This is a genomic window from Sphingomonas epibiotica (genome assembly GCF_039615155.1).
Lineage (GTDB): Bacteria > Pseudomonadota > Alphaproteobacteria > Sphingomonadales > Sphingomonadaceae > Sphingomonas.
The window spans coordinates 498677-511626 of record NZ_JBDGHY010000001.1 but is presented as its reverse complement, the minus strand read 5'-3'; the positions used below and the strand labels follow the sequence as shown (position 1 = coordinate 511626).

The 12950-nt window shown below is 64.2% G+C and carries 7 protein-coding genes; 2 read left to right on the top strand and 5 right to left on the bottom strand.

Annotated elements, in window-relative coordinates; translation table 11 throughout:
• Window positions 1-14 precede the first annotated feature (14 nt).
• A complete protein-coding gene (locus AAIO73_RS02425) occupies window positions 15-2057 on the top strand; it encodes a glycoside hydrolase family 97 protein (protein ID WP_345876326.1) in 2043 nt (680 codons plus the stop codon).
• Window positions 2058-2204: 147 nt separating this feature from the next.
• The gene (locus AAIO73_RS02420; protein WP_345875978.1) at window positions 2205-3704 is read left to right on the top strand and encodes an MFS transporter; all 1500 of its coding nucleotides are present in this window, start codon (window positions 2205-2207) and stop codon (window positions 3702-3704) included.
• Here AAIO73_RS02420 and glgX read toward each other — a convergent pair.
• From glgX to AAIO73_RS02395, 5 genes are all read right to left on the bottom strand, one after another.
• Window positions 3691-5460: a glycogen debranching protein GlgX gene (gene glgX / locus AAIO73_RS02415; RefSeq protein ID WP_345875976.1), complete on the bottom strand. Its 1770-nt coding sequence runs from the start codon at window positions 5458-5460 to the stop codon at window positions 3691-3693. The two genes, AAIO73_RS02420 and glgX, sit on opposite strands and share 14 nt — an antisense overlap.
• The gene (glgA, locus tag AAIO73_RS02410; RefSeq protein WP_345875975.1) at window positions 5457-6872 is read right to left on the bottom strand and encodes a glycogen synthase GlgA; all 1416 of its coding nucleotides are present in this window, start codon (window positions 6870-6872) and stop codon (window positions 5457-5459) included. The genes glgX and glgA overlap by 4 nt, the downstream gene beginning before the upstream one ends.
• Before the next feature lie 155 nt (window positions 6873-7027).
• A complete protein-coding gene (glgC, locus tag AAIO73_RS02405; RefSeq protein ID WP_242115597.1) occupies window positions 7028-8287 on the bottom strand; it encodes a glucose-1-phosphate adenylyltransferase in 1260 nt (419 codons plus the stop codon).
• Between the two features lie 15 nt (window positions 8288-8302).
• Window positions 8303-10453 (bottom strand): 1,4-alpha-glucan branching protein GlgB, encoded by a 2151-nt coding sequence (gene glgB / locus AAIO73_RS02400; protein WP_345875972.1) that lies wholly within the window; start codon window positions 10451-10453, stop codon window positions 8303-8305.
• Window positions 10450-12879 carry a glycogen/starch/alpha-glucan phosphorylase gene (locus AAIO73_RS02395; RefSeq protein ID WP_345875970.1) on the bottom strand — a complete coding sequence of 810 codons (2430 nt, stop codon included), beginning with the start codon at window positions 12877-12879 and terminating at the stop codon, window positions 10450-10452. The genes glgB and AAIO73_RS02395 overlap by 4 nt, the downstream gene beginning before the upstream one ends.
• Window positions 12880-12950 lie beyond the last annotated feature (71 nt).

The following is a 12950-nucleotide window of genomic DNA, read 5'->3' as shown; positions in this document are numbered from 1 at the left end:
ACAGAGTGTTGAGGATGATGAAACTGGCGCTGGCGCTTGCCGGCATGACCGCGATGGCGTCGCCCGCCTTTGCGGAGGTCGTCGCGCGTGCCGCCTCGCCCGACGGCAAGCTGACGCTTGCGGTCAGCCTCGATAACGAAGGCCGCCCGAGCTATTCGATCGCCAAGGATGGTAAGGCCGTGCTGAACGACAGCAAGCTCGGCTTCCTGTTCACCGACGCGCCGAAGATCGAGCGCGGGTTGACGCTGGCCGGGACGAAGCGCGACCGGTCGGACAGCAGCTGGACGCAGCCGTTCGGCGAATGGAAGACGATCCGCGACAACCATACCGAACTGACGGTCACCTTTCGCGAGGCGAAGAACCTGAAGCGCGAAATGGCGGTGACCTTTCGCCTGTTCGATGACGGGGTCGGTTTCCGCTACACGCTGCCGAAACAGCCGAACCTGACGACGGCCAACATCGCCGACGAACTGACCCAGTTCGCCTTTGCCGAACCCGGTACCGCATGGTGGAAGCCGGCGTTCGAATGGAACCGCGAGGAATATCTGTACAACAAGACGCCGCTCGACGCAGTCGGTACCGCGCAGACGGTAATGACGGTCAAGCTGGCCAGCGGTCGCCACGTCGCCATCCACGAAGCGGCGCTGACCGACTATTCCGCGATGAACCTCGCTCGTTCGGAGGGTACGACGTTCCGCGCGGTGCTGACGCCGGGATCGAACGGTCCGAAGGTGACTCGTGCCGCCGGTTTCTCGACGCCGTGGCGGACGATCGCGATCGCCGATGATGCCGCCGGCCTCTACAATGCCAGCCGGATCGGGCTGAACCTCAACGAACCCAACAAGCTGGGCGACACCACAAGCTGGATTCAGCCCGGCAAGTTCGTCGGCGTGTGGTGGAACATGATCAAGGGCGACTGGACCTGGGCGCGCGGGCCGAAACATGGCGCGACCACCGCCAATGTCCGCCGCTATATCGACTTCGCCGCCGCCAACGGCATTCAGGGCGTGCTGGTCGAGGGATGGAATGTCGGCTGGGACGGCGATTGGCTGGGCAACGGCAACGACATGAACTTCAGCGGGCCGACCGCGGATTTCGATGCGGCGGGACTGGCCGCTTATGCCAAAGCGAGGGGCGTTCGGTTGATCGGCCATCATGAAACCGGCGGTTCGGTCAGCCATTACGACGCGCAGCTCGACAGCGCGTTCAAATGGGCGGCCGACCATGGCGAGCGGGTGGTCAAGACCGGCTATGTCACCGACGCCGGCCAGATCGAGCGTGTCGATGCCGACGGGTCGAAGCATCGCGAATGGCATGAAGGGCAATGGATGGTGAACCACCACCAGCGTGTTCTGGACGCCGCCGCACGTTACAAGGTGTCGATCGACAGCCACGAACCGGTGAAGGACACCGGCCTGCGCCGCACCTATCCCAACTGGCTGAGCCGTGAAGGCGGGCGCGGCATGGAGTATAATGCGTGGGAGGGCGGCAAGAACCCGCCCGAGCATGAGGCGAACATGGTCTTTACCCAGTTTCTGGGCGGACCGATGGACTTCACGCCGGGCGTGCTCAGCCTGACCGGCAGCAATGGCAGCGCCATACAGTCGACCATCGCCAAGCAATTGGCGTTGTACGTCGTGCTGTATTCGCCGGTCGTGATGGCCGCCGATACGCCGGAAAACTATGCCCGCTACCCGCAAGCGTTCAAGTTCATCCGCGACGTGCCGACCGACTGGTCCGACACGCGCGTGCTGAATGGCGAGGTCGGCGACTATGCGACGATCGCGCGCAAGGCGGCTGGCAGCAACGACTGGTATCTTGGCGCGATCGGCGACGAAGAGGCGCGCAGTTCGACGGTGAAGCTCGACTTCCTTGACGCCGGCAAGACCTATACCGCCGAAATCTATCGCGACGGTCCGGGCGCCGACTACCGCACTGATGCGCGCCATTCGATCACGATCGAACAGCGGCAGGTGAAGAAGGGCGACACGATGACGATCGCGCTGGCACCCGGCGGTGGCGAAGCGATCCGTTTCGTGGCAGCGAAGAAACGATAACAAGCCTCCCCGCGCGCGGGGAGGGGGACCGCCGCCAAAGGCGGTGGTGGAGGGGGGAATAACCCCGATCGCAACGGTGGCATCTGGGGCACGCCCCCGCCACCGTTCCGCGGACGGTCCCCCTTCCCATGAATGGGGAGGATTTAGATGCAGACCCGCCCGACGCTTGGTTTCGCCCAGCTCTGGAACATCTCGTTCGGCTTTTTCGGCATCCAGATCGGCTTCGCGCTGCAGAATGCGAATGCCAGTCGCATCTTCCAGTCGCTCGGCACGCCGATCGACCAGTTGGGGCTGATGTGGATCGCAGCACCGTTGACCGGGTTGCTGGTCCAGCCGTTGATCGGCCATTATTCCGACAGGACCTGGGGGCGGCTGGGACGCCGGCGACCCTATTTCCTGATCGGCGCGATCCTCTGCACCTGCGCGCTGTTCTTCATGCCGAACTCGCCAAGTATCCTTGCTGCGGCGATGACGTTGTGGATTCTCGATGCGTCGCTGAACGTGTCGATGGAGCCGTTCCGTGCCTTTGTCGGCGACATGCTGGCACCCCGTCAGCGCCCGGCGGGCTATGCGTTCCAGACCTGGTTCATCGGTGCCGGCGCGGTCGTCGCCAGCGTCGCACCCTATGTCCTCGAACACGGCTTCGGCGTCAGCAACACCGCGACAGGAGACCAAGTGCCGGACGCAGTCCGCTACGGCTTCTACTTCGGCGGCACGATGTTGCTAGCCGCGGTGCTCTGGACGGTGCTGACCGTCCGCGAATACAGCCCCGCCGAGCTGGCGGCGTTCGGGGAAGAGGCGGTGGAAGCTGCCGACCGGCTACCCCCCGTCGTGCCGCAACGTGGTCCATTGTGGGTCGCCGGTGGCATCGTCGTCGCGCTGCTGATCGCCTGGGCCGAACGCAGTGGTGCGCTGGAGAGTGGGCGCGAGGCCTATTTCGTCGCGGCCGGCATCGCGCTCTACGGCGTGGCGCAACTCGTGTCGGGCGCACTGGTTCGTCGCGGCCGCGGCGACAATGTGCTCAGCCACATCATCGGTGATCTGGCGACCATGCCTGATACGATGCGGCGGCTGGCGCTGGTCCAGTTCTTTACCTGGGGAGCACTCATTATCATGTGGGTCTATACGACTCCGGTGATCGCACAGCAGGTTTGGGGCACGATCGATCCGATGTCGGACGGCTATAATCAGGCGGGTAGCTGGGTGGGCGTGCTGTTCGCCATCTATTCCGGTGTCGCGGCGGTGGCCGCATTCACCCTGCCGGTGCTGGCCCGCCGGATCGGCGCCGCGCGGACGCACCTCCTGTGCCTTGCCATCGGGGCGGTGGCCTATATCGGCATCTTCGTTACCCACGACCGGACGGCGATGATCCTGCCGATGATCGGGATCGGCATTGCGTGGGCATCGGTCTTGACCATGCCCTATGTCCTGCTCGCCAACGCTTTGCCGCAACGCAAGCTGGGCGTGTATATGGGCATCTTCAACTTCTTCATCGTCTTGCCGCAATTGATCGTCGCGACGGTGATGGGCGGGGTTATCAAGACGTGGTTTCCGACCAATCCGGCCTATACCATGCTGGTGGCGGCCACGGTGATGGCGCTGGCAGCCATCGCGATGCTGCGGGTGCGCGAGCCTATCGCAGCGTGACCGTCCGCCCGGCGCGATCGATGCGGATCGATGCGCCGGGCAGGCGGAGTTCGAAGCCGGGACAGTCGGCCGCTTCCCAGTGCGTGCGCGTCATCGCTTCTTCGTCGAGGGTTATCCACGACGCATGATCGGGCACGTTTCGATCGGACACTGCCGGCCGCGCCCGCCGCCATCGTGCGAGCTTGGCAACATAGTCTTCAAGCGTCGCGTCGCGCGCCGTCCAATCGATCCAAGTGATTGCATTGTCCTGCGCATAGGCATTGTTGTTGCCTTGCTGACTGCGGCCGAATTCGTCGCCTGCGGTCAACTGGATATGCCCTCGTGTCGCGAACAAAGTCGCCAGCAGCGCGCGCAGATCGGCCGTTCGTGCAGCTTCTATGGCGGGGTCGTCAGTCGGCCCTTCCACCCCATGGTTCCACGACAGATTGTCGCCATGGCCGTCGCGATTGTCCTCGCCATTGGCGTGATTATGGCGATCGACGTGCGAGACGAGGTCGGCGAGCGTGAAACCGTCATGTGCCGCGAGGAAGCTGACGCTGCGGGTCAGCGACCCGAAGATGTCGGAGGATCCCATGATCCGGGTCGCAAGAGGACCTACGCCGCCATCCCCTCGCCAGAACCGGCGGACGTCGTCGCGATACCGGTCGTTCCATTCCAGCCAGTCAGCCGGAAAATTTCCCAACTGATATCCGCCCGGGCCGATATCCCATGGCTCGGCGATCATGACCCGGTCGGCGAGCACCGGGTCGGCGGCGATCGCGGCGAAGATCGGGGCCTGCGCAACGAACCCCGGTGACCGTGCGATGACCGGCGCCAGATCAAAGCGGAACCCGTCGACGCCCAGCGATGCGAAGTGGCGAAGTGAGGCGAGGATCAGGTCGCGGACCCCGGCATCGCCGGCGTCCAGCGTGTTGCCGGTGCCGGTATCATTGATAAGGCCGCCATCGGGTGCATGAGCATAGCAGCGGTCGTCGAGACCGCGCAGCGACAGGATCGGCCCATGCACGTCGCTTTCACCACTGTGATTGAACACGACATCGAGGATCACGCCGATATCCGCCGCATGCAGCGCCGCGATCGTGTCGCGCAATTCGGCGACGCCGCCGGGTGCGAGGCCGGGATCGATCGCCATCATCGCGATCGGGTTATAGCCCCAAGCGTTGGAGAGGCCGAGCGGCGGCAGATGCCGTTCGTCGATCCACGCGACGATCGGCATCAATTCCACGGTACCGACCCCGATCTTGCGAAGATGCGCGATGACGGACGGGTGGGCGAGCGCGGCGATCGTCCCGCGCTGCGTCTCGGGAACGTCGGGATGCAGCATGGTGAAGCCGCGCACGTTCAGTTCGTAAATCGGTCGTGCAGGATCGATGCGCGGACGCTCGAACGCGACCGGCTGAACGAGCGCAGGCACGATCGCGCGCGGCACGATCGCGGCGGTGTCGATACCGAAGGTCGATAGCGTCGGATCATAGGCGAAGCGTCGATCGAGTTCGATCGCATAGGGATCGACCAGCAGCTTCGCCGGATCGAACCAGCGCCCGTGATCAGGGTCCCATTCGCCATCGGCGCGATAGCCGTAAAGCTGACCCGGACCAACGCCCGCGACCTCGGCAACGAACCAGTCGCCGTCGCGGGTCATCGCCACACGACGTTCGGCGTCGCCATCGAACAGGCACAGCCAGACCGTCGCCGCATCGCGCGCGCGCACGGCGAAGCGAGTGCCTCCCTCGAATGGACAGGCGCCGGGTGTCACTGCGCGATCAGGCCGCGATAGAGATCGGCATAGCGCGTGCCGCTGCGCGTCCACGAGAAGTCGGCGCGCATCCCCTGCTTCTGCATCGTCGTCCACAGATCGGGCCGGGCATGAAGCGCCATCGTCCGACGCAGCGCGTGGAGCAGAGCATCGGCGGTGACCGATCCGAACTGGATACCGGTCGCGACGCCCGCGGCCACCGCCGCCTCATTGGCGTCGATGACCGTGTCGGCCAGTCCGCCCGTCCGCGCAACCACCGGTACGCAGCCATAGGCCAGCCCGTAAAGCTGCGTCAGCCCGCAGGGTTCGAAGCGCGACGGGATAAGGATCGCGTCGCCGCCGCCCTGCAACAGATGCGACAGCGCCTCGTCATAGCCGATGCGCACGCCAATCTGTCCGGCGTGCCGGCTGCGCGCCGCCATGAACGCGCCTTCCAGCGCCGCGTCGCCTGAGCCAAGCAGGGCGAGGCGCCCGCCCATGCCGACCAATGCGTCGACGCAATCGGCAAGCACGTCCATACCCTTTTGCCAGGTCAGCCGGCTGACCACGATGAAGATCGGACCGTCGCCACGATCGAGGTCGAACGCCGCTTCTACAGCCCGTTTGTTGGTCCGGCGGCGCGACAGGTTGCGGGCGGTATAGCAGGCGGGCAGGGCGGTGTCGTTCTCAGGCGACCACACCGCCGGGTCGATGCCATTTACGATGCCGCTAACCCGGTCGCGCCTTGCCTCGATCAGCCCCTCCAGCCCCATGCCGAACTCGGCGCGGCGGATTTCCTCGGCATAGCTTGGCGACACGGTTGTGATCGCATCGGCCGAGGCAAGCCCAGCCTTCAGCAGTCCGACCCCGCCATAATATTCGACCCCATCCAACGCGAACGCCGCCTCGGGCAGGTCGAGACCTGCGAAAATGTCCGCGTCATATCGGCCTTGGAAGGCGATGTTGTGGATCGTCAGGACGCTCGGCACATGGGCGTTGTCATAGCGAAGATAGGCGGGCGCCATCGCCCCCTGCCAGTCATGCGCATGCAGCAGGTCGAAGCGTGGTGCCAGATCGGCGGCTGCCCGGCCCAGCGCGGCGAAACGCCGCCAATTGTCGCTCCAGTCGCGACCGGTCGCATCGGCATAGGGCCCTCCGTCACGCGCGAACAGTTCAGGGGCATCGAGGACCAGCAAAGGTTGGCCGTCGATCCTGCCCTCGATCAACGCAGCGGGTTTCCCGAGCAGGTCGCCCCAGCGATGGACCGGCTTGATCTTGCCCAAATGTTTCAGGACCGATGGATAGCCGGGCAACAGCGTCGAGGTCTCGACGCCATGCGGTGCCAGTGCGGCGGGCAGGGCGCCGACGACATCGGCAAGACCGCCGGTCTTGACCAGTGGATAGGCCTCGGAGGCAACCGAAAGAACGCGCACCTAGACCCTCCCCGCTACGCGGGTAGGGGGACCAGCCGTAGGCTGGTGAAGGGGCACCTCCGCACCCGCGCCGGCGCTATTCGAGGACACCCTCCTCCACCGTCCTGCGGACGGTCCCCCTCCCCGCGGGGCGGGGGGAATTTGAGAACGGCACATCACGCCTCCAACCGGTCGATCATTGGCTGGGTAATCAGGCAGATTCCCCGCTCCGTCCGGCGGAAGCGGTGGCCGTCGATCACCGGGTCCTCGCCAACGATCAGCCCGTCAGGAATGGTCACGCCGGCATCGACCACGCACCGCGTTAGCCGCGCACCGCGCCCGATATGCGTCATCGGCAGGATTACCGACTCATCGATGTTGCTGTAGCTGTGTGCGCGTACCCCGGTGCTGAGCAGGCTGCGATGGATGCTCGATCCAGAAACGATGCAGTCCCCCGACACCAGGCTCGACACCGCACACCCGCGCCGGCCATCGACGTCATGCACGAACTTCGCCGGCGGGGTAATTTCGGAATAGGTCCATAGCGGCCAGCTACGATCGTAGAGGTCGAGTTCGGGCACCACGTCGGTCAGATCGATATTCGCTTCCCAATAGGCATCGACCGTCCCGACGTCGCGCCAATAGGCGCGCGGCTCCTCCGGACTGCGCACGCAGGATGCGGAAAAGCGATGCGCCTGGGCATGGCCATGCTTAACCAGCCACGGAATCAGATCCTTGCCGAAATCACGGCTCGAATCCTTCGTATCGGCATCGCGACGCAGTTCCTCGAACAGCAATTTGGTGCGGAACACATAGATGCCGAGGCTGGCGAGCGCGCGGTCCGGCTGTCCGGGGATTGCCGGCGGATCCTTTGGCTTTTCGACGAAATCGATGATCCGGTCGGTCGCGTCGACGTGCATCACGCCGAACCCGACCGCCTCCATCCGCGGCACTTCCATGCAGGCCACGGTCACGTCGGCACCTGTGTCGACATGCTGCTGCAGCATCAGCTCATAGTCCATCTTGTAGATATGGTCGCCCGCCAGGATGACCATGTATTCGGGACTATAGCTCTGGATGATATCGATATTCTGGAACACCGCGTCGGCGGTCCCTTCATACCACTGAAACTCGCTGATCCGCTGACTGGCGGGCAGGATGTCGAAGCTTTCGTTGCGTTCGGGGCGCAGGAAGTTCCAGCCGCGCTGGAGGTGACGGATCAGGCTGTGCGCCTTGTACTGCGTCGCTACACCGATGCGGCGGATGCCCGAATTGATCGCGTTCGATAGCGCGAAATCGATGATCCGGCTCTTGCCGCCGAAATAGACGGCAGGCTTGGCGCGGGTGTCGGTCATCTCGAACAACCGGCTGCCGCGTCCGCCCGCCAGAACATAGGCCATAGCGTCGCGCGCCAATGGTTGTCCCCGCCGTTCCATGCATCTCTCCCCGTTTTACTTTTGGTATTCGAACCAGATCGTTGCCAGCGGTGGTAGCGTCAGGGCCAACGTCCCATCCTTACTGTCGACAACGCCGAGATTGCCAATTCCGCTTCCGCCATAATCGGCCGCGTTGCTGTTCAGCACCTCGCGCCAGCGACCCTCCTGCGATACCGGAACACGGTATCCGACACGCGGTACCGGGGTCAGGTTGCTGACGACCAGCACCGGTGGTTCGCTCGGTGCATGGCGTTCCCATGCGAATACCGAATTGGCCGCATCGTCGACGATCGCCCATCGGAATCCGTCACCTTCGCAATCGCGCGCGTGCAGTGCCGGCGTTTCGCGATACAGCCGGTTCAGGTCGCGGACCAGCATCGCCATGCCGCGATGCGCCGGGGCATCCATCAATTCCCAATCGAGCGCGCGCTCCTCGGACCATTCGCGCCGTTGCGCGAACTCTTGTCCCATGAACAGCAGCTTCTTGCCGGGATAACCCCACATCAGCGAATAATAGGCGCGGAGATTGGCAAATTTTTGCCAATCGTCTCCCGCCATCTTCGTCAGCAGCGATCCCTTGCCATGCACGACTTCGTCATGGCTCAGCGGCAGGACGAAATTTTCGCTGAACGCATAGGTCAGGCCGAAGGTGATTTCATTGTGGTGGTGCGACCGATGCACCGGCTCGCGCGCCATATACGCGAGCGTGTCGTGCATGAATCCCATATTCCATTTGAACCCGAAGCCAAGACCGCCTTCATGCGTCGGCTTCGACACGCCCGGCCACGACGTCGATTCCTCGGCGATAGTGAAGAAGCCCGGATGCTCGCGATAGACGGCACGGTTGGTGGCGCGCAGGAACTCGACCGCCTCCCAGTTCTCACGCCCGCCCGCTTCGTTGGGGATCCATTCGCCGTCCTTGCGCGAATAGTCGCGGTACAGCATCGACGCCACCGCATCGACGCGCAAGCCATCGACATGATAGCGCTCGGCCCAGAACAGCGCGTTGTTGACCAGGAATTGCGAAACTTCGCGCCGCCCAAAATTATAGATGGCGGTGTTCCAGTCGGGATGGAACCCGAGCCGCGGATCGTCATGCTCGTAAAGTGCGGTGCCGTCGAACCGCGCGAGACCATGCGCGTCGGTCGGGAAGTGGGCGGGTACCCAGTCGAGCAGCACGCCGATACCCGCCTTGTGCGCACCGTCGACGAAGCGCGCGAACCCGGCCGGATCGCCGAACCGCGCCGACGGGGCGTAGAGGCCGGTGGTCTGATACCCCCAGGACGGGTCATAGGGGTGCTCGCTGATCGGTAGAAGCTCGATATGGGTGAAGCCCATGTCGACGACATAGGGGATCAATCGGTCGGCCAGCTGGTCCCACGGCAGGAACCAGCCATCGTCCCCCCGCTGCCAACTGCCGGCATGGACTTCGTAGATCGAGATCGGCACGCGGCGCGGATCGACCGACGCCCAATGGTCGCGGTGTGCGGCGTCGCGCCAGTCATGGTCGTGCGGCGCGGCGGTGCGCGACGCGGTCGCCGGCCGCAATTCGCTGGCAAAGGCAAAGGGGTCGGCCTTGTGCGGTAGCCGTTCGCCGGTCGGCCCGATGATCGCGAACTTGTACGCCTGTCCCGGACCGACATCGGGCAGAAAAATCTCCCACACGCCGACGTCGCTGCGCCGCCGCATCGGATGGCGTTTGGCGTCCCAATGGTTCCAGTCGCCGACGACGCTGACGACCTGCGCATTGGGCGCCCAGACCGCGAAATGCATCCCCTCGGCGCCTTCATGCCGGATCGGGTGCGCACCAAGCTTGTCGTGCAGGCGCAGATGCGTACCCTCGGCGATCAGGAAATCGTCGGTCGGCCCGAGCACCGGCCCGAAGCTATACGGGTCCTTGACCCACCATTCGCCACCGCCGCCCCGCGCATAATAGAGCAACGGCCGGGGCGGGCCGTCAATCACGCCCTCGACGATGCCATCGCCGACCGGACGTAACTCGCCCAGCAGCTTGCCCGACAGGTCGTGCGCCAGCACCTTCTGCGCGTTGGGCAGCCACGCGCGGACGAACGTGCCTTCGGGACCATCATGTGGTCCCAAGAGCGCGAAAGGATCGGCATGACGCCCCGCGAGCAGCGCCGCGATGGCGTCGGCCGGCGGCCTCACATCACGTTCCAGATATCGCGGGCATATTCGCCGATGGTGCGATCGGACGAGAACCAGCCGACGCCGCCGACATTGCGGATCGCGCTGGCATTCCATCCCGCCCGGTCCGCCCAGCGCGCGTCAACGTCGCGCTGCGCCTGCGCATAGCTGTCGAAATCGGCGGCACACAGAAACCAGTCGCTATTCTCGATCCCGTCGATAAGGCCCGCATAGCGGCCCGGATCGTCATGGCTGAACACCCCGCCCTTGATCGCCGACAGCGCCTGCTGCAACTCGCGCGATGCAGCGATCGCCTCGCGCGGATCATAGCCATTGGCTCGCTTCTCGGCGACTTCGTCGGCGGTTAGGCCGAAGATGATGATGTCATCGGCGCCAACGTGATCGCGGATTTCGACATTGGCGCCGTCCAATGTGCCGATCGTCAGCGCTCCGTTCAGTGCCAGCTTCATGTTGCCGGTCCCCGATGCCTCCATGCCAGCGGTGCTGATCTGTTCGGACAGATCGGCGGCGGGCATGATGAGTTCGGCGAGCGAGACATTATAGTTCGGCACGAACGCCACGCGCAGCAACCCGCGCACCGCCGGATCGGCATTAACTCGCCGCGCGACGTCGTTCGCCAGTTTGATGATGAGCTTTGCGTTGTAATAGCTCGACGCGGCCTTGCCCGCGAACAGTTTCACGCGCGGCGTCCAGTCCTTATCGGGATGGCTGCGGATCTGGTCGTACAATGCGACCGTTTCGAGGATGTTGAGCAACTGGCGCTTATATTCGTGGATGCGCTTTACCTGCACGTCGAACATCGCATCCGGGTCCAGCCGGACACCCATCACCTCGCGCAGATGCTGCGACAGCCGCACCTTGTTGGCACGCTTCACCGCCTCGAACTTTTCGCGGAACGCGGCGTCGGCGGCGAAGGGCTTCAGGTCGGCCAGCTTGGTCGCGTCGTCGAGGAACGCATCGCCGATCGCATCGCGGATCAACGAGGTCAGCCCCGGATTGCTTTCGAACAGCCAGCGCCGGGGCGTGATGCCGTTGGTCTTGTTGTTGATCCGGTCGGGATAAAGGCGGTGGAGATCGGCGAACACCGTCTGTTTCATCAGATCAGTGTGCAGGGCCGCGACGCCGTTGACGCTGTGGCTGCCGGTGAACGCCAGGTTCGCCATGCGCACCCGCCGCTCGCCACCTTCGTCGATCAGGCTGATCGCGGCGATGGCGCGATCGTCCTGTCCTTGTGCCCGCGCCTCGCGCAGCACCTTCGCGTTGATCGCGTACACCAGTTGCATGTGACGCGGCAGCAACCGTTCGAACAGCGGCAGCGGCCAGCTTTCCAGCGCTTCGGGCAGCAGCGTATGGTTGGTATAGCCGAACGTCGCCTTAGTGATGTCCCATGCGCTTTCGAAATCGAGCGAATGATCGTCAATCAGGATGCGCATCAGTTCGGCAACCGACACCGCCGGGTGCGTGTCGTTCAGCTGGATCGCCGCCTTGTCGGGCAGGGTGCGGATATCGCCGAAATACTGGACGTGGCGGCGGACGATGTCCTGGATCGATGCCGAGGAGAAGAAATACTCCTGCCGCAGTCGCAATTCCTGTCCGGCTGGTGTCGAATCCGCCGGATAAAGGACGCGGACCAGCGTATCGGCGCGGACCGAAGCCGCCAGCGCGCCTTCATGATCCCCGGCGTTGAACCGGTCGAGCCGGATCGGATCGCGCGCCCGTGCCGTCCACAGCCGCAGCGTGTTGACCCGCGCGCCGCGCCAGCCGATCACTGGAGTATCGACCGCAACGGCCTCGACGCTTTCGCTCGGCATCCAGTGGCAATCGCCATTCTCGTCGCCGATCACCTCGCCACCGAAGCCGATGCGATAATTGCTTTCGCGCCGTTCGAACTCCCACGGATTGCCATGGCGTAGCCAGGTTTCCGGAAGCTCTACCTGCCAGCCATTGTCGATCCGCTGGCGGAACATGCCGTTCACATAGCGGATGCCATAGCCATAGGCCGGCAGGTCAAGGCTTGCGAGGCTTTCCATGAAACATGCCGCGAGCCGCCCGAGACCGCCATTGCCGAGCGCCGCATCGGGCTCTTCGCCCTCCAGATCGGCCAGCTTGACGCCCAGTGAGTCCAGCGCCTCGCGAACCTCGTCGGTTCGCGACAAATTGGCGATCGCGTCGCGCAGCAGCCGCCCGATCAGGAATTCCAGGCTGAGATAATAGACCTTCTTGGCACCGGCTGCATGGGCCTCTTTGCTCGACGCCATCCAGCGTTCGATGACGTCGTTGCGCACCGTCAGGATCGTCGCCGCCAACCAGTCATGGGGCAATGCGGCCTGCGCGTCCTTGCCGATCCGGTGCACCAGCGTTTCGAGGATCGCTTCGGCGAGGGGTGGGGACGGAGGGGAAACGGCGGTGAGGGCAGGCTGGGTCACGCAGGTTCCTCTGAACAGGGTCGGAACGACAGTATCGATTGTCGAACGCTTGTCACGCGCAATACGTATGC

Coding starts and splice junctions, on each gene's coding strand:
- AAIO73_RS02420 (WP_345875978.1), top strand. CDS start 2,205: ATGCAGACCCGCCCGACGCTTGGTTTCGCCCAGCTCTGGAACATCTCG.
- AAIO73_RS02425 (WP_345876326.1), top strand. CDS start 15: ATGATGAAACTGGCGCTGGCGCTTGCCGGCATGACCGCGATGGCGTCG.
- glgC (WP_242115597.1), bottom strand. CDS start 8,287: ATGGAACGGCGGGGACAACCATTGGCGCGCGACGCTATGGCCTATGTT.